The 16437-nt window shown below is 73.4% G+C and carries 16 protein-coding genes; 5 read left to right on the top strand and 11 right to left on the bottom strand.

From position 1 onward, the window contains the following. The 5 genes from ACEPPI_RS06705 to ACEPPI_RS06685 form a co-directional block, all read right to left on the bottom strand. The gene (locus ACEPPI_RS06705; protein ID WP_373914387.1) at positions 1–1926 is read right to left on the bottom strand and encodes an ABC transporter permease subunit; all 1926 of its coding nucleotides are present in this window, start codon (positions 1924–1926) and stop codon (positions 1–3) included. A 202-nt stretch (positions 1927–2128) separates the two neighbouring features. Next, complete coding sequence (locus ACEPPI_RS06700; protein ID WP_373914305.1) at positions 2129–3196, bottom strand: glycine betaine/L-proline ABC transporter ATP-binding protein; 1068 nt, start codon at positions 3194–3196, stop codon at positions 2129–2131. Beyond that, entirely contained in the window at positions 3193–4776 is a 1584-nt protein-coding gene (locus ACEPPI_RS06695; RefSeq protein WP_373914304.1) for a GMC family oxidoreductase, read from the bottom strand. The genes ACEPPI_RS06700 and ACEPPI_RS06695 overlap by 4 nt, the downstream gene beginning before the upstream one ends. A gap of 15 nt (positions 4777–4791) precedes the next feature. Further along, positions 4792–6276: an aldehyde dehydrogenase family protein gene (locus ACEPPI_RS06690; RefSeq protein ID WP_373914303.1), complete on the bottom strand. Its 1485-nt coding sequence runs from the start codon at positions 6274–6276 to the stop codon at positions 4792–4794. A gap of 291 nt (positions 6277–6567) precedes the next feature. Then, positions 6568–7140 carry a TetR/AcrR family transcriptional regulator gene (locus ACEPPI_RS06685; RefSeq protein ID WP_373914302.1) on the bottom strand — a complete coding sequence of 191 codons (573 nt, stop codon included), beginning with the start codon at positions 7138–7140 and terminating at the stop codon, positions 6568–6570. 139 nt (positions 7141–7279) lie between these two features. Between ACEPPI_RS06685 and ACEPPI_RS06680 the strand changes: the two genes are divergently transcribed. Further along, entirely contained in the window at positions 7280–8071 is a 792-nt protein-coding gene (locus ACEPPI_RS06680) for an SDR family NAD(P)-dependent oxidoreductase (protein ID WP_373914301.1), read from the top strand. Between the two features lie 341 nt (positions 8072–8412). Here the strand turns inward: ACEPPI_RS06680 and ACEPPI_RS06675 are convergent, their stop codons facing one another. After that, on the bottom strand, positions 8413–9315 hold the full coding sequence (locus ACEPPI_RS06675) for a LysR family transcriptional regulator (protein WP_373914300.1): 903 nt from the start codon (positions 9313–9315) through the stop codon (positions 8413–8415). Positions 9316–9473: 158 nt separating this feature from the next. Here ACEPPI_RS06675 and ACEPPI_RS06670 point away from each other — a divergent pair, with 158 nt between their 5' ends. Next, a complete protein-coding gene (locus ACEPPI_RS06670) occupies positions 9474–9767 on the top strand; it encodes a DUF1330 domain-containing protein (protein ID WP_373914299.1) in 294 nt (97 codons plus the stop codon). A 309-nt stretch (positions 9768–10076) separates the two neighbouring features. Here ACEPPI_RS06670 and ACEPPI_RS06665 read toward each other — a convergent pair whose 3' ends face one another. Continuing rightward, positions 10077–11129, bottom strand: coding sequence for an MBL fold metallo-hydrolase (locus ACEPPI_RS06665; RefSeq protein ID WP_373914298.1), 1053 nt, complete (start codon positions 11127–11129; stop codon positions 10077–10079). A 155-nt stretch (positions 11130–11284) separates the two neighbouring features. Then, complete coding sequence (locus ACEPPI_RS06660) at positions 11285–11725, bottom strand: nuclear transport factor 2 family protein (RefSeq protein WP_373914297.1); 441 nt, start codon at positions 11723–11725, stop codon at positions 11285–11287. Positions 11726–11852: 127 nt separating this feature from the next. Between ACEPPI_RS06660 and ACEPPI_RS06655 the strand changes: the two genes are divergently transcribed. Continuing rightward, positions 11853–12425 carry a TetR/AcrR family transcriptional regulator gene (locus ACEPPI_RS06655; RefSeq protein ID WP_373914296.1) on the top strand — a complete coding sequence of 191 codons (573 nt, stop codon included), beginning with the start codon at positions 11853–11855 and terminating at the stop codon, positions 12423–12425. A 123-nt stretch (positions 12426–12548) separates the two neighbouring features. On the opposite strand, the gene ACEPPI_RS06650 is transcribed toward ACEPPI_RS06655, so the two are convergent. Next, complete coding sequence (locus tag ACEPPI_RS06650; protein WP_373914295.1) at positions 12549–13415, bottom strand: hypothetical protein; 867 nt, start codon at positions 13413–13415, stop codon at positions 12549–12551. Further along, positions 13412–13756 (bottom strand): PadR family transcriptional regulator, encoded by a 345-nt coding sequence (locus tag ACEPPI_RS06645; protein WP_373914294.1) that lies wholly within the window; start codon positions 13754–13756, stop codon positions 13412–13414. The genes ACEPPI_RS06650 and ACEPPI_RS06645 overlap by 4 nt, the downstream gene beginning before the upstream one ends. 117 nt (positions 13757–13873) lie before the next feature. Between ACEPPI_RS06645 and ACEPPI_RS06640 the strand changes: the two genes are divergently transcribed. Then, positions 13874–14347, top strand: a complete 474-nt coding sequence (locus ACEPPI_RS06640; RefSeq protein ID WP_373914293.1) for a nuclear transport factor 2 family protein — start codon at positions 13874–13876, stop codon at positions 14345–14347. A 15-nt stretch (positions 14348–14362) separates the two neighbouring features. Here the strand turns inward: ACEPPI_RS06640 and ACEPPI_RS06635 are convergent, their stop codons facing one another. After that, a complete protein-coding gene (locus ACEPPI_RS06635; RefSeq protein ID WP_373914292.1) occupies positions 14363–14905 on the bottom strand; it encodes a MarR family winged helix-turn-helix transcriptional regulator in 543 nt (180 codons plus the stop codon). A gap of 216 nt (positions 14906–15121) precedes the next feature. On the opposite strand from ACEPPI_RS06635, the gene ACEPPI_RS06630 reads away from it, so the two are divergent. Continuing rightward, positions 15122–16159: an alkene reductase gene (locus ACEPPI_RS06630; protein WP_373914386.1), complete on the top strand. Its 1038-nt coding sequence runs from the start codon at positions 15122–15124 to the stop codon at positions 16157–16159. Positions 16160–16437: the final 278 nt, after the last annotated feature.

Genomic DNA, 16437 nt, shown 5'->3' with positions numbered 1-16437 from the left:
TCAGGCCTCCTTCGCGGGCTGGGTGAGGCGGTCGAGCAGCAGGCCGAGGCAGACGATCGCGGCGCCGGCCACCAGGCCGGTGGCGAGGTCGCCCTGGGCGAGGCCGAGGACGACGTCGTAGCCGAGCGCGCCACCGCCGACCAGGCCGCCGATGATGACGACGGCGAGGACGAGGACCACGGCCTGGTTGACGGCCAGGAGCAACGCGGGTCGGGCGAGCGGCAGTTGGACCTGCCTTAGCAGTTGCACGCGGGTCGCGCCGAGCGAGCGGACGGATTCCACGACGGTCGGGTCCACCTCGCGCAGGCCCTGTGCGGTGATCCGTACGACGGCCGGCAGCGCGTACACCACGGCGGCCGCGGCGGCCGGTGCGCGGCCGACGCCGAACAGTGCGACCACGGGGATGAGGTAGACGAACTGCGGGAGGGTCTGGCACACGTCGAGGACGGGCCGCAGCAGCCGCTCCGCCCGGGCGCTGCGGGCGGCGCCCACGGCGATCGCGAAGCCGAGTACGAGCGTGACCGCGACGGCGGCCAGGACCTGGGAGAGGGTGTCCAGGGAGGCTTCCCACACGCCGAGCACTCCGACGGCGCCCAGGGCGAGGACGGCGGTGAGTGCGGTGCGCCAGGTACCCGCGCGGAGGGCGAGCGCGCAGGCCAGCAGGAGGAGCAGCCACCAGGGGGCGGTCTGGAGTCCGGAGCGCAGCGGGTCGAGGATCCAGCCGGTGAACCGGCCGGCCCAGTCGGCGGTGCCGCCGACGACGGGGACGCCGGAGTAGAGGTGGCCGGTCATCCAGGCGACGGCGGAGTTCACCGGGTCGGCGAGGGGGACGGTCCAGGACCCGGGCCACAGGGAGCTTCCGGCGACGCGGCCCGCGACGGCGGCGGCCACCGCCACGAGGAAGGTGAGCAGCCGGCCGTACCAGCCGGAGAACACCCGCCGCAGCAGGTGCTGTTCGCGGACGGGCACGGGGGTGGCACCGATCCGGCGGCCCGCGGCGTCGGCGGTGCGGTCCAGTACGACGGCGAGCAGCACGATCGGGATGCCCGCGGCCAGTGCCGCGCCGACGTCCACGGAGGCGAGGGCCTGGTAGACGCGGTCGCCGAGGCCGCCCGCGCCGATCACCGAGGCGATGACGGCCATGGACAGGCCCGTCATGATGGCCTGGTTGACTCCGAGCAGGAGCTGTCGGCGCGCGAGCGGCAGGCGGGCGGTCAGCAGTCGCTGGCGTCCGGTCGCGCCGAGCGAGGCGGCGGCTTCCATGACGCCCGCGTCGGCCCCGCGCAGGCCGAGGGCGGTGAGGCGGGCCATGGGCGGGGCGGCGTAGACGACGGTGGCGAGGACCGCGGCGGGCACGCCGATGCCGAAGACGAGCACCATCGGCAGCAGGTAGGCGAAGGCCGGCAGGATCTGCATGGTGTCGAGTACGGGACGCAGGAGGCGGTCGGCGCGCGGGGAAAGTCCCGCGGCGAGACCGAGCAGGGCGCCCAGCACGACGGAGGCCGCGACGGCGACCGCCATCAGCGCGAGGGTCTGCATGGTCGGCACCCACATGCCGAGCAGCCCGCAGGCGACGAAGGCGGCGGCGCAGGTGAGGGCGAGGCGGATGCCCGCGAGGCGCCAGGCGACGAGAGCGGCCAAGGCGGTGACCCCGGTCCAGCCGGCGGCGAGCAGCAGGACGTACACGGCGCGGACGGACATCACGACGGCGTTGCTGATGTGGCCGAAGAAGTAGAGGAAGAGGGGGTGGCTGTCGCGGTGGTCGATGATCCAGTCGCCGGCGCGGCCGAGCGGGCCGGACAGGTCGGCCGTGAGGGCCGCGGGCCAGCTGCCGGCGCCCGGGAAGGCCACGGCGAGCGGGATCAGCAGGGCGACGGCGACGCCCATCGGGACGAGGAAGGCGCGGCGCGCGGCGAGGGCGGCCAGGGGTCTGCGGGGACGTTCCCGGGCGGCGGGCGAGGCGCCCGCGGGACTCGGACCGGCCGACCGTTCGACGGACTGCGGGCCCTGCGAAGAGGTGGCGGTGCGGCTGCCGGACGGGGTTCCGGTCGATGTGTGGGTCGGGGTCGCGGTCACGCGCACCACCTCCGTTCGTCGGGGGCGTGGGCCGTGGGGCGGGCCGGGCGGGTCATGCCGCCACCCCCCGTCCGGGGCCGGCCGGGAGTCCGGCCACGACGGCGAGCAGCCCGGCGGGGGGGGGGGGGGCCCCCCCCCCCCCCCCCGCGCCCCCGCTGCGGGCGACGGCCTGGATGGCCTCGACCACGGTGGTGGAGGGGGCCAGGGCGGGCCCCCGCTCCGCCTCGCCCGCGGCCGCGGGGCGCATCGCGCTGCGGACGGTGAGCACCTGTTCGCGGGGGACGTCACGGACGAAGTCCCGTACGTAGTCGTCGGCGGGCGAGCCGACGATCTCCTCGGGAGTGCCGAGCTGCACGATGCGGCCGTCGCGCATCAGCGCGATCCGGTCGCCCAGGCGCAGGGCCTCGGCGAGGTCGTGGGTGATGAAGACCATGGTGCGGCCCTCCTCGTGGTGGAGCCGGGCGACCTCCTCCTGCATCTCCCGGCGGATGAGGGGGTCGAGCGCGCTGAACGGCTCGTCGAACAGCAGGACCTCGGGGTCGGCGGCGAGGGCGCGGGCCAGGCCGACGCGCTGCTGCTGGCCTCCGGAGAGCTGGCCGGGGCGGCGTTCCTCCAGTCCTTCGAGGCCGACCTTGGCGACGAGTTCGGCGGCCTTGTCCCGGCGGTCGCCGCGGCCGACGCCCTGGATCTCCAGTCCGTACGCGACGTTGTCCAGGACGTTGCGGTGCGGGAGGAGGCCGAAGTGCTGGAAGACCATGGCGGCGCGGTGGCGGCGCAGGGCGCGCAGCCGGGCGGCGTCCATGGCGAGGACGTCCTCGCCGTCGATGGCCAGGCTTCCGGCGGTGGGTTCGATGAGCCGGGTGAGGCAGCGCACGAGGGTGGACTTGCCGGAGCCGGACAGGCCCATCACGACGAAGACCTCGCCCTTGCGGACGTCGAAGGTGACGTCGCGGACGGCGGCGGTGCAGCCGGTGCGCTCGCGCAGTTCGGCGGCGGACAGGCCGGTGGCTTCGGCGGAGCCGGGGACCCGGGCGGCGGCCTTCTCGGGGCCGAAGACCTTCCAGAGGCCGTCCACGGCGAAGACGGGCGCCTCGGTGGTGGTGGCGGTGGCGGTGTTCACCGGGTACCGCCTTCCCGGGCCAGCAGCTCGGCTGCCTTCTCGCCGACCATGAGCACTCCGATCATCGGGTTGACCGCGGGCATCGTCGGGAAGACGGAGGCGTCCGCGATGCGGATGCCTTCGAGTCCGCGGATCTTCAGGTCCGGGCCCACCACGGCGCCGGGGTCGTCGACGGCGCCCATCCGGCAGGTTCCGGCGGGGTGGTAGACGGTGTGGGCGACGGAGCGGGCGTAGGCGCTCAGCTCCTCGTCGCCGGTGATCTCCGGGCCGGGGCACACCTCGCGCACCAGCCAGTCGGCCAGTGGCCGGGTCGCGGCGATCTCGCGGGCGAGCTTGATGCCGTCCACCAGGGTCCGGCCGTCGTAGTCGTCCTCGTCGGTGAAGTAGCGGAAGTCCAGGGCCGGTTTGACCTCGGGGTCCGCACTGGTCAGGTAGAGGCGGCCGCGGCTGCGGGGCTTGGGGATGTTCGGGGTCATCGACACCCCGTGCGCGGGGCGTTCGTAGCCGATGCGCTCGGGATTGTCGGTGAAGGGGACCTGGTAGAAGTGGAACATCAGGTCGGGCCCGGCGGAGTCGGGGTCGCGCCGGACGAACAGCCCGGCGTCGCTGTCCATCGCGGAGTTCTCGGGTATCGGGCCGTCGGTCTCCCAGACGATCACCGATTCGGGGTGGTCGAGCAGGTTCTCCCCGACACCGGGCAGGTCGTGCTGCGGGGGGATGCCGAGGGCTTCGAGGTCGGCGCGCGGGCCGATGCCCGAGTGCAGCAGCAGCCGTGGGGTGTCGACGGCGCCGGCGCACACCAGTACCTCGCGGCGGGCGGTGACCAGGAACTCCGTCCCGTCCTCGGCGCGTACGTGGACGCCGCGCGCGCGGGTGCCGTCGAGTTCGAGGCGGTGGGCCCAGGTCTCCAGGAGGATCCGGAGGTTGGGGCGTTCGTCCATGACGGGGTGGAGGTAGGCCACCGACGCGGAGGAGCGCTTGTTGTCCTCCGGGTGGTAGGCGAGGTCGAAGAAGCCGACGCCCTCGTGAAAGGGCTTCTCGTTGAACCCCTCGACGCACGGGACGCCCAGGGCGGTCTGCGCGGAGTCGACGAAGTCGCGCGCGATGGCGTTGCGGTCCTTCTCGGCCACCGGGACGATGTTGTTCAGGAGCCTGTCGAAGTACGGGTCCATGGCGGCCGCGTGCCAGCCCTCGGCTCCCGACCGCTCCCACTCGTCCCAGTCGGACGGGAGCGGCTTGAAGGCGATGAGGGTGTTGTGGGAGGAACAGCCGCCGAGGACGCGGGCGCGGCTGTGGCGGATGTGCGAGTTGCCGCGGGGCTGCTCGGTGGTGGGGTAGTCGTAGTCGAGCTCGCCGCCGAGGAGCCCCATCCAGCGGCGCAGGGTAAGCACTTCGGGGCGGTCGACGTCGCTGGGACCGCCCTCGATGACGGCGACGGTGACGTCGGGGTCCTCGGTCAGGCGGGAGGCGATCACCGAGCCGGCGGTGCCGCCGCCGACGACGACGTAGTCGTACTCCTGCTCCTCGGGCGCGGGGGTGGGCGTGGGGGTGGGGGTGGGGGTGGGGGTGGGGGTGTTCACGGCTCTGTTCCTCCTTCAGCCCGCGAACCAGCGCACGGGGTGGGGGGCGAGGTTCTGGTACACGTGCTTGGTCTCGCGGTACTCGGCCAGGCCCGAGGGGCCCAGTTCGCGTCCGGTGCCGGACTTGCCGAAGCCGCCCCACTCGGCCTGCGGGAGGTAGGGGTGGAAGTCGTTGATCCAGACGGTGCCGTGGCGCAACCGGCCCGCCACGCGGCGAGCGCGGCCCGGGTCGGAGGTCCACACCGCGCCGGCGAGCCCGTATTCGGTGTCGTTGGCCAGCGCGACGGCCTCCGCCTCGGTACGGAAGGTCTCGACGGTCAGGACCGGCCCGAACACCTCCTCCCGTACGACGCGCATCCCGCGGTGGCAACGGTCCAGCACGGTCGGCCGGTAGAACCAGCCGGGCCCGTCGGGGCGGTGTCCGCCCGCGCGGAGCACGGCGCCCTCGGCGAGGGCCGAGGCCACGTACTCCTCGGTGCGCTCGCGCTGGGCGGCCGAGACCAGCGGTCCGCACTCCACGCCCGGGTCGGTGCCGCGGCCGAGGCGGATCCGGTCGGCCCGGCGGGCGAGTTCGGCGACGAAGCGCTCGGCGACGCCCTCCTCGACGATGAGGCGGGAGCCTGCGGAGCAGACCTGGCCGCTGTGCATGAAGGCGGCGTTGAGGGCCTGGTCGACGGCGGTGTCGAAGCCCTCTTCGGTGGCGCAGGCGTCGGCGAAGACCACGTTGGGGTTCTTGCCGCCGAGTTCGAGGGCGACCTTCTTGACGGAGTCGGCGGCCGCGCGCATCACCTTCGTACCGCTGGTGAGCCCGCCGGTGAAGGAGACGAGGTCCACGTCGGGGTGGGCGGCGAGCCGCGCGCCGACGGGGTCGCCGGGGCCGGTGACCAGGTTGGCGACACCGGCCGGCAGGCCGGCCTCCACCAGCAGGCCGACGAGGGCCGCGGTGGACAGCGGGGTGATCTCGCTGGGCTTGAGCACGAAGGTGTTGCCGGCGGCGAGGGCGGGGGCGATCTTCCAGGAGGCCTGGAGGAGCGGGTAGTTCCAGGGGGTGATCAGGGCGCAGACCCCGACGGGCTCGTGGACGACGACGCTGTGGACGTCGGGGGTCCCGGCGTCCACGACACGTCCCGCGCTCTCGCCGGCGACGAGGTCGGCGAAGTAGCGGAAGGCGGCGGCGACGCAGTCCACGTCCGCACGGCCCTCTTCCAGGGTCTTGCCCGCGTCGAGGCTCTCCAGCAGCCCGAGGCGGTCGCGGTCGCGGTGGAGCAGGTCGGCGGTGCGGCGCAGCAGTGCGGCCCGCTCCGGGACGGGGGTCCGGGGCCACTGTCCGCTGTCGAAGGCGGCGCGGGCCGCGCCGACGGCCGCGTCGGCGTCCGCGGCGCCCGCCTCGGCGACGACGGCGAGGACCGTGCCGTCGGCCGGGTCGAGGACCTCTCGGGTGGCTCCTGATACCGCGGAACGCCAGGTCCCGGCGATGTGGATGGTCGTCTGCTCGGACACGACGCGCTGTACCTCCGATTCCGGCACCGCGGACTGCCCGCGGCGGCGATGCTCGGGCCCGCCTGCCCCGGTCCTACGGAGGCATGTCCCATCGGTCACGGGAAGTGACGGGAGTCACTTCCCGCCCCCATGAGGAGATATCGGAGGAATCAGGGCATATCGCGCACTCGCGAGGGGCGTCCGGGTGGCCCGTCACGCGTGGGCGACGCGGGGCGGGACCGGATCGGGGCAGGGCAGGGCAGGGCAGGAGCGGATCGGCGTGTTCGCGGCGCTCGGATCACCCGCCGGCGCCTACGGAATGCGCGACGGGGTGAGCTTCGTCAGGATCAGCAGGGTGTCGACGAGGTCCTCCGCGGGGGCGCCGGTGGCCAGGCGGCGCAGCTGCTGCCCGAAGACCAGGGCTACGGCCACACCCGCCAGGCGCTCGGGGTCGGGCACTGCGAGCTGGGTCAGGATCCGGGTGGCCAGCAGGTCGTAGGCGGCGAAGCAGTCGGCCGCGGCGGTGCGCAGCCGCTCGTCGCGGCCGGCCTGGACGTACAGCTCGAAGGGCGCGATGTGGCGGCTGTCGAAGGCGTTGCCGCCTGCGACCCGCGCCACCGCCTCGGCCGCCTGCCCGATGTCGAAGGGCTCGTCGGTGCAGACGTCCGCGAGGGCCGTGAAGTGCCGGGTCTCCTCGGCCACGAAGTGCAGCAGGCTCTCGCGCAGAAGCTCGTGCTGGGTGGCGAAGTGGTAGGTGACGGAACCGAGGGAGACTCCGGCCTCCTTGGCGATCCGCCGGTTGGTGACGGCCGCGACGCCGTCCTGCCCGATGATCCGCAGTACGGCGTCGATGATGCTCTGGCGGGTGTCGGAGGCATGGGGCATGTCGGCATTCTGCCCCATCGACCTGCCCGGACGCCCTTGCGGGAGACGGGAGTTGGGGGGACCGGGTGTGGACACGGGGCGGAGCGGTCCCTACTGTTCGTTCGAACGAACAGTTGAGGGACGTCACACAGGAGTCGTTGTGGACCTTTCCGGATCGAACGTTCTGCTCACCGGGGCCACCGGGGGCATCGGCTCCACCCTGGCCGCACGCCTGAGCGCGCGCGGGGCCCGCCTCACGGTCACCGGGCGGCGGCCGGAGGCCCTCAAGGCCACGGCGGACGCCTGCGGCGCCCGCACCGTCGTCGCCGACCTCGCCGTCAGGTCCGACGTCGTCCGCCTCGCCGGGGCCTGCGCCGAGACGGACCTCCTCGTCGCGAACGCCGCGCTGCCCGCCAGCGGCGAACTCCTGGACTACACCGAGGATCAGCTCGACCGCGCCCTCGACGTCAACCTGCGTGCGCCCCTCCTGCTGTCCCGGCTGCTCGCGGAGCACATGGTCGCCCGCGGCCGCGGCCACATCGTGCTGGTCGGATCCATCTCCGGCAAGGCTGCGTCGAGGTCGACCTCGCTGTACAACGCGACCAAGTTCGGGCTGCGCGGATTCGCCCTCGCCCTGCGCCAGGAGCTCAGGGGCACGGGGGTGGGGGTGTCCCTGATCCAGCCCGGTTTCGTCCGGGACGCCGGGATGTTCGCGGACACCGGTGCCACGACCCCGAACGGCATCAGGACCGTCACACCCGGCCAGGTCGCCGACGGCGTCGTACGGGCCGTCCGCCGCGACCTCTGCGAGGTCAACGTGGCGCCGCTGGAGCTGCGGCTGCTGAGCGCCATCGCCGGCCAGTTCCCCGGGTTCGCCGAGCGGATCCAGGCGCGGGCGGACGTCGACGGCACCGTGCGCCGGATGGTCGAGTCCCAGCGCGCACACCGTTAGACCGTCTCCCCGTCCACGGTCCGGGAGGTGGAGCCCTCCGGCGGCGCGCCGGCGGTCCATCGTCCACCCGGGTCAGCCCTCCGGCGCAGGGCGAGAGGCGTCCGCGATCAGGGCAGCGGCCGCTCTACCTCTTCGGGCTGACCGTGTTCACCCAGGCCTCGACCGGCTGCGCCCTCTCCCCCTCGGCAGTGGCGCTGATCGGGTGCCGGTTCGCCCAGGGCGCCGGCGCGGCCTTCCTCGTACCGGCCTCCTTCGCCCTGCTGTGGGCGGCCCATCCGGACCGCGCCCGGCGGGCCCGGTCAACGAGGCGGGGACGGCCGGCCGGACCCCCCTCTTGCGCGTCAGTCCGGCAGCCAGTGCAGCTCGTGCGCCAGGGATTTGGCGACGGCACGGATGCGGCGGTGTAGTGGCGACTGCTCGCGCGGGAGGACCAGATGGACCGTCAGGCCGGGCGCGCCCCGCAGCGGTCGCCAGGTGAGGCCGGCCGGTTGTGCCGTGGCCGCGGCTTCTCCGGCCGGGGCGAGGGTGACCCCGTCGCGCAGGTCGCTCTGAGACATGTCGAAAGAGACTGCAGGCGTGTGGAATCGGGGGTGTGGTCGGATGTCCCGGAACAGTGCGGACAGCTGATCGTGGATCACGGGGTTGGCCGCACGGTCCGGGAGTCGCAGCGGATACGCGGCCGCGTCGGCGATCTCGATCTCCGGGTGTTCGGCCAGCGGATGGTGCTGCGCCAGCTGGACCCCGATGCGCTGACGCCGCAGCAGGAACCGGCGCACGCCACGGCCCGGTTGTTCACCGCGGGTGATCCCGGCATCGATGCGGCCGTCGGCGACCGCGGGGGAGATCTCCGGTGTCGCCATCGGGACCGCGCCGACGTCGAGTCCGCTGTTGCCGCGAATCAGTCTGTCCACCAGGGCCGGTGCCGTCTCGGCCCCGGCGCTGAGGCTGTAACCGATGCGCAGCGTGCCCAGTTCACCGGCCGCCGCGCTCCGGGCGGTGTCCCACGCCCGGTCCAGCGCCGCCAGCGCGGGCGGCGCGGACTCCGCCAAAGCCGCACCGGCCGTGGTCAATACGACGTTGCGCGTGTTGCGGACCAGCAGGGCCGTACCGAGTTCCGCCTCCAATCGGCGCATCCGGGCGCTGAGTGCGGGCTGCGCGATACCGATCCGTGCGGCCGCGCGGGTGAAGTTCAACTCCTGCGCCAGCACCAGGAAGTACCGCAGGCTCACCGTATCCGGCGCCACGCGCCCTCCCCGCCGATTGATAACGATCCGTTCTGAGTCTATCCCGTACCGGTCTTTCCCCCGACCGCACATCAAGCCCTAACCTGCGCATGCCGGGATCGATCGATCTGAGTGTCGATTCGAAGTCAGACCTGTCCGGCCGAACACAGGAGGTTTCCATGGCCAAGGGCTACTGGGTCAGTGTCTACCCCGCCATTTCCGACCCTGAGAGGCTGGCTGCCTACGACAAGCTGGCCGGTCCGGCTGTCCAGGCTGGGGGCGGGCGCGTCCTGTCCCGTGGCGGTCGAGTCGTCGCCCACGAGGCCGGAATCACGCAACGCGTCGTTCTGATCGAGTTCGACAGCTTTGAACAGGCCCTCGCGGCATACGAGAGCGAGGCATACCAGAAGGCGCTGGTGACCCTCCCCGACGGCGTCGAGCGCGACTTCCGCATCATCGAAGGGATCGACTGACCGGCGGGGCCAGCCGTCGCTGAGCATCCGTCACCTGAAACACGCACGGTGCTGAACGACGACTCACGAGACGAGTTCGAAGCGATGCCCCGCGTCCCGGTTCGTCGTCGACGCCCTCGACGGCCTGATCCCTGTCGGCGGCCCGCCGCGCTACCCAACGTCGAGCAACTTGCCTGACTTGAGCGCACGATCTGGCATGGTTCCTCCTAGTCGGCGTGACGGTGCGGGGGGCCGGCTTCGGGAGCGGGCGCCGACCGCGGGTCCCGCGGGGCGGCCCGCTCGCCCGACGGCCGGGCGCGGGGGCGGGGTTCAGCCGTCGGGTGGGTCGGGGTCGTGGAGCGGGGGCCGGGACCAGGGCGCGTCGGCGTCGCCGGACTCCGGCCGCAGCCCGAGCTCCTGGAGCTGGTTCACCGCCATCAGCGCGGTGAACATCGCGTTCGGGTTGGCGCCGCTGACGCCGAGTTCGGTGGCGCTGCGCGCGTACCCCGCGGTGAACGCCCCGAGCCGGGCCCGCCCGCTCTCCCCGGTCAGCCCGAGGGCGGCCTCCTGCAGGGCGGTGGCCTGCTCCAGGAGCCCGTCGAGGTAGGACACCGCCTCGGCGCCGCGGCGCACGGTGAAGGTGTGCCCGTCGGTGAGGAGTGCGGCCTGTCCCTCCTCGAAGAGGAGGGCGACCGCGCCGAGCACGGTCTGGATCTTGAGCTGGTCGGCGTCGGCCATCGCACCGCAGGGTCCGTTGCCCTCGTCGGACAGGTGCAGGACACCGCAGTCCCTCAGGTGCACGATCACGTGCCCGGCACAGTGGCCCTGGCTGCGCAGCACGCGGACCGCGCCGTCGGCGAAGGTCCAGCCGGTGAACCGGAGCGAGCCGATGCGGATCCGTTCCAGCGGCCGCTCCTCGTAGGTACGGGTCGTCGCGCCGAAGGGCCGGAGTGGCCGGAAGAGCGAGAGCAGCTGTTCGGCGGCCTGCGCGGGCGCCGGACCCGGCGCCGGTCCGGCGATGCTCTCGAAGGCCCGCGCCCAGTACGCCGCCGGGTCCCGCATCTGGTCGAGGTCCCGGGCGGGCACGAAGTGCTCGACCGGTACGCCCAGTTCATCGGCCAGGTCGTTGTTGCCGACGTGGTCCGGATGGCCGTGCGTGGTGAGCACCAGCGCCCGCGACCAGGGCCCGACGCGGTCGGCGGCCTCGCCCAGTGCCGCGCGGAAGACGTCCGTGACACCGGTGTCGACGAGCACCAGGGTGTCGCCGGTCCGGTGGACCAGGGCGTTGGCGACGTCCGGCTGCCCACGCTCGACAGCGAGTTCCTGTCCCAGGACCAGCACGGTCGAGCCGTCGATCCCGACCGAGTCACCGAGTGCGGTCACACGTCCTCCCGCGGTCCCGTCCCGTTCGGTCCGGACCCGGTTCGCCGCGCGGCCGTCGGCGGGCGGACGACGAAGGGCGGACGACGACGGGTCCCGATCACGAGCGTACGCCGCACCGGGTGCGGCGGCCCCCCCGGTTCCCCGGCCGGTACGCGCTACTCGTCTTCCAGGGCCGCCACCAGCGCGGGCAGGTTGCCGCCGGCCACGGCGAGGGCGAGGTGGTCGTGGTAGTCGCGGCTGTTGACGATCAGGCCGTCACGGACCCGCAGCACCTGGATGTTGGCGGCCTCGAAGGTCCGCCCGGTGTCGCGATGAAGCACGTGGTAGTCGAACTCGGCGACGACCACCTCCGCGTCGTCGGTCTCGCGCACGACCACGTTCGCCGGGGTCAGTTCCACGGGCGAACTCGCGGCGACCTGGGCGAACCGCTCCCCGAGCACGGCCCGCCCCACGAACCGGCGCGGTCCGACCGGCGCGAAGACGGTCTCCACCACGGCGTCCTCGGCATAGAGCTCGGCGAGCTCCGTGTACCGTCCCGCCCCGATGCCCTCGATCAGTTTCTGGAAGACCTCGCGCGGTGACAGGGCTTCGGGCATGACGAACCTCCGATGGGATCCGCGGCTAGAATCGGACTGGCAACTCCGTTTTCACGATACGGACTGAGCACTCCGGTTGTCCAGGGTTCTCGGGATTCTGCCGACGACGGCGAAGGATGGGAGAGGAATGGGTGGCGCGCAGGAGCGCCCGCTGCGGGCGGACGCGGCCCGTAACCGGGCCAGGCTGCTGGACGTGGCCTCGGAGGTGTTCACCACCCGCGGTGTCGGCGTGCCGACCGAGGAGATCGCCCGCATCGCGGGGGTCGGGGTCGGCACGCTCTTCAGGCACTTCCCCACCAAGGAGGCACTGCTGGAGGCGGTGATGGTGCGCAGGCTGGAGGAGATGGCCGCCCGGACAGCACGGTTGGCCGCGGAGGCGGGTCCCGCCGAAGCCTTCTTCGCCTGCTTCCGCCTGCTGGTGGAGCAGTCCGAGGGGAAGAACGAGCTCGCCGGGGCCCTCGCCGCGGCCGGGGTGGACGTCCACGCGTCCCTGCAGGGGCCGACCATGGAGATCCGGGCCCGGCTGGGCGATCTGCTGGCCGGGGCGCAGCGGGCCGGGGCGGTCCGGCCGGATCTGGGGCTGCCGGAGTTCGTCGCCCTCCTGGCCGGCACCGGCAGGGCCCTGGAACAGCTGGGAGCCGATCCTGCGCCCCGGGAGCGGATCTTCGAGGTGGTCTTCGACGGAATGCGGCCGCGCTGAGGCGTCCCGCGGCCCGAGCCGAGCCGGGCCCCGCCGACGGCCCGACCCTCGTCGCCTGCGGACACCGCTGGGGAGTGACGCCGCCGCGCCGGACGCGGGGCCCAGGCGGCGGCACCTCCGGCCTCACACCGACGGCAGCGATCCGCCCCGGCGGCGACGGACCCCCACCACCGTGGCCGCGACCACCAACAGCCCGAGCGCGAGCATCATGGCCGGGGCTCCCAGCGCCCCCGCGAGGGTGACGAGCGCGACCACGGGCAGGCCCGCGACGAGCACCGCGGGCGCCGTGCGCAGCCGGGCGAACGCCGGGCGGCCGGCCAGCAGCAGCCCGCCGGTCACCGGTGCGACGGCGAACAGCGCGCCGAGCGGGGACGGCAGTGCGCTCACCGCGGGCACGACGGTCAGCGCCACCGCCCCCGCCGACACGGCGGCCGCCCCGGTCGCGGTACGAAGACGCGAGGCCGGCCGCAGGTCGGGCGGACAGAGCACCGCCGACAGTGCCGCCAGCAGGGGCAGCCCGCCGACCACCACCGCGAAGCCGAGGCCGAAGCCCGGCCGGAACGCCATGGCGGCGAATGCGGCGACCGTGCCCGCCAGGACGGTCCAGGCCCCCGCCGCCCAGCGGCCGGTCAGGGCCGCCACGGCACCCAGGAGCGTCACGAAGCCCGACACGCCGACCAGGAGCACGGGGCCCGCCTCGCCGATCCCGGAAGCCGCGCGCAGGGACGAGACCGTCAGCCTGGACCAGAACATCGCGTTCAGGCCGGCCACGACGACGGCGAACGGCGCCACGGCCGCCGGCAGCCGCCCGGCGCGGCCCGCCGAGGACAGTCCGAGCCGCATGCGCAGCGCGTGCCCGACGACGTCCAAGGCCTCGCGCGTCCGGGCCCGTCGGCCCGCGCCTTCGGTGGCCCGGCGGTGGGCGTCGGCGATCTCGTCGCCGAACTCCCGGCGGTAGGCGGCCGGGTAGAGCTTCAGCAGGACGGTCATGCGGTCACCGCCCGGCCGAATCCGCCCAGCCCCAGACGCCGGTTCGCCTCCTGGGCGGTGTGCGCCAGCCGGGCCGCCTCGGCGGCCAGGACCTCACGTCCCCGTGGCGCCAGCGCGTAACTGCGCCTCCTGCGCCCGTCGACCACCTCCTCGTCGTGGACGGCGATCAGCTGCTGTTCCAGGAGGCGCTCAAGGGCCCCGTACAGCGTTCCGGTGCGCATCTTCGTGCGGCCTTCAGAGATCTGCTCCACCTCACGGGCGATCGCGTATCCGTGACGCGGGGCGTCGGCGATGGCGGTGAGGATGAGCAGGGTCGGCTCTCGCAGAGGTTGATCGTTCACAACGATCAACATAGCTCGGCAGCCGACATATGTCGATGACCGACCTATACCTTCGGCCGGATGGACTCGAATGAAGGGCCTTGACCTCAAGCACACTTGAGGGAGGAGTCTTCGGTCATGGACACCCAAGAGATGCAGCGGCAACTGCGGGCCCTGACCGACCGCGCCGAGATCACCGACCTGATGGACCGCTACCTGCGCTCACTGGACGACAGGGTTTTCGACGAGGAGTGGGCGCAGGCGTTCCACACCGAAGACGTCACCGCCGAGATGCCCATCGGCACCGTCCACGGCCGCGACGCCCTCATGGCCCATGTCCGGCGCGCAATGGCCCTCTTCGACCGAACCGTGCATCTGGGCACCAACACCGGCATCGAGATCGATGGCGCCCGGGCCACCGCCCGTGGCGCCCAACTGAGCACCCACGTCCTGGCAGACGGCTCGGGCAACGTCTTCATCTCCGCCGGCCACACCGAGGCCAGCCTGGTCAGGACGGCCGACGGCTGGCGGATCTCCGACTCGGCACTGCGGGTGGTGTGGACCCAGGGCCCTCCCCCGATCCTGCCGGACGACTTCACCGTGGTCACATGACCGGCCGGACGGTTCCTAGCAGGGATCCGGCTCCCCGGACGCGGCGCCGCACCCCGCAGCGCCCCCACGCGTGAGCTCCGTCCACAGCGTGGCCTCGACCTTGCCCAGGAGGCGGGCCAGTTCGCCGCGCTCGACGGCGTCCAGGCCCTCCAGGGTCTGACGTTCCAGCTCGCCCCAGGCCCTGCGGACCTCGACCAGCAGGCCGCAACTGGCCTCCGTCGCCTCCACCAGGGAGGCGCGCCGGTCGGACGGGTCGGGGCGGCGGCGCACGTGGCCGGCGTGCTCCAGGCGCTGGAGCATCTTGGTCACCGTGGAGGGGTCGAGGCCCACCGCCTTGATCAGCTCGGACTGACGCACCGCACCGCTGTCCCAGAGGTGCATCATCACGAACTCCTGCCCGGGATGGAGTCCCAGTTCGCGCAGGACCCGGCCCGCCGCGATCCGGTGCAGCCGGGAGACCCGGCTGATCGCGTGACTCACCGGCCCGTCCAGCACGGCACTGGGCGCCGCCGCGCACCCCGGCGCGGTGCGCGGCTCCTGAACGGGTTCCGCAGTCATCGGGGCGCTCCTCCTGAAGGGGTGTGTCGGATCCGGTCACCGGCCGTCGCCCCCGAGGGCGGCGGCCCGCCGCCGTCATGCGAATCCTACCCGCCGGGGCAATTTGATTGGTCGGCCAAACAATGGGGTACGCTGCATCCACAGCCAATTATTGGCCGACCAACTATCTTCTATCTTTGCGAGGCGAAGATGACCAGCGCGTTCGAACCGGTCCGCATTCCCGGCGTCACCCTGCCCAACCGGATCGCACTGGCCCCCATGACGCGCAGCCGCGCGGGCGAGGGCGGCGTCGCGACGGCCCTCGTCACCGAGTACTACACCCAGCGCGCCTCCGCCGGCCTGCTCATCAGCGAGGGCATCCAGCCTTCCGCCGTCGGGCAGGGCTACCCCTTCACCCCGGGGCTGCACAGCGCCGAGCAGGTGGCGGCCTGGCGCGAGGTCACCGACTCCGTGCACGCGGCCGGTGGCCGGATCTTCGCCCAGCTGATGCACTCCGGCCGGATCGGCCACCCGTCACTGCTGCCCGACGGCCTCGTACCCGTGGCCCCGTCCGCGGTGGCCCCCCGGGGGCAGTTGTTCACCGGCGACGGCATGAAGGACTTCGTCACCCCGCGCGAGCTGACCGGGGCCGAGGTGCGGGAAACCGTCGCCGCCTACGCCCTGGCAGCCCGCAACGCTGTGGAGGCCGGTTTCGACGGGGTGGAGCTGCACGGGGCCAACGGTTACCTGATCCACCAGTTCCTCGCCCCCGGCTCGAACCTGCGCACCGACGAGTGGGGCGGCCCGGTGGAGAACCGGATCCGCTTCGCGGTGGAGGTGGTGCGGGCGGTGGCCGCCGCGATCGGCGCCGAGCGCACCGCCCTGCGCGTGTCGCCCGGGAACACGTACAACGACATCTCCGAGCCGGACCCGCGGCCGACGTACGAGGCGCTGGTCAAGGAGCTCGACGGGCTCGGCCTCGCCTACCTCCACGTGATGGAGCACGGCCCCGATGCCCGGGAAACCACCCTCGTGCTGCGCAAGCAGTTCTCCGGACCGCTCGTGCTGAACCCGGCGACCGAGGGGCCCACCGATCACCGCGCCCTCACCCTGATCGAGGACGGCACCGCCGACCTGCTCGCCTTCGGCGCCCTCTTCCTGGCCAACCCCGACCTGCCCGAGCGCCTGCGCACCGAAGGCCCGTACAACACGCCGGACCCGTCCACGTTCTTCGGGGGCGACGCCCGCGGCTACACGGACTACCCGGCCCGCTGACCGGAAGGCGCCGGTCGCGGGGCCGCCACACGGGCACGGACGCGCGACGCGACACGTCCGCGGGGGGCGGGGGCGCCGGGCGGGGGGGCCGCGGGCGGGCGGGGGGGGGCGCGTTGCGGGGGGGGGGGGCGGGGGGGGGGGTCGGGGGGGGGGGGGGGGCGGGCCCCCGGGGGGGGGCCCGGCCCCACCACGCGGCCTCTCTGGAGAGACTCATGCCCGCGATCAGCAGACGCACCCTCCTGCGGGGCGCCGCCGGGGCGGGCGCGCTCCCGTTCCTG

Origin of the sequence: Streptomyces sp. AB3(2024) (assembly GCF_041862025.1) — a bacterium.
Taxonomy (GTDB): Bacteria; Actinomycetota; Actinomycetes; order Streptomycetales; family Streptomycetaceae; genus Streptomyces.
This window is presented reverse-complemented; position numbering and strand designations above follow the sequence as displayed.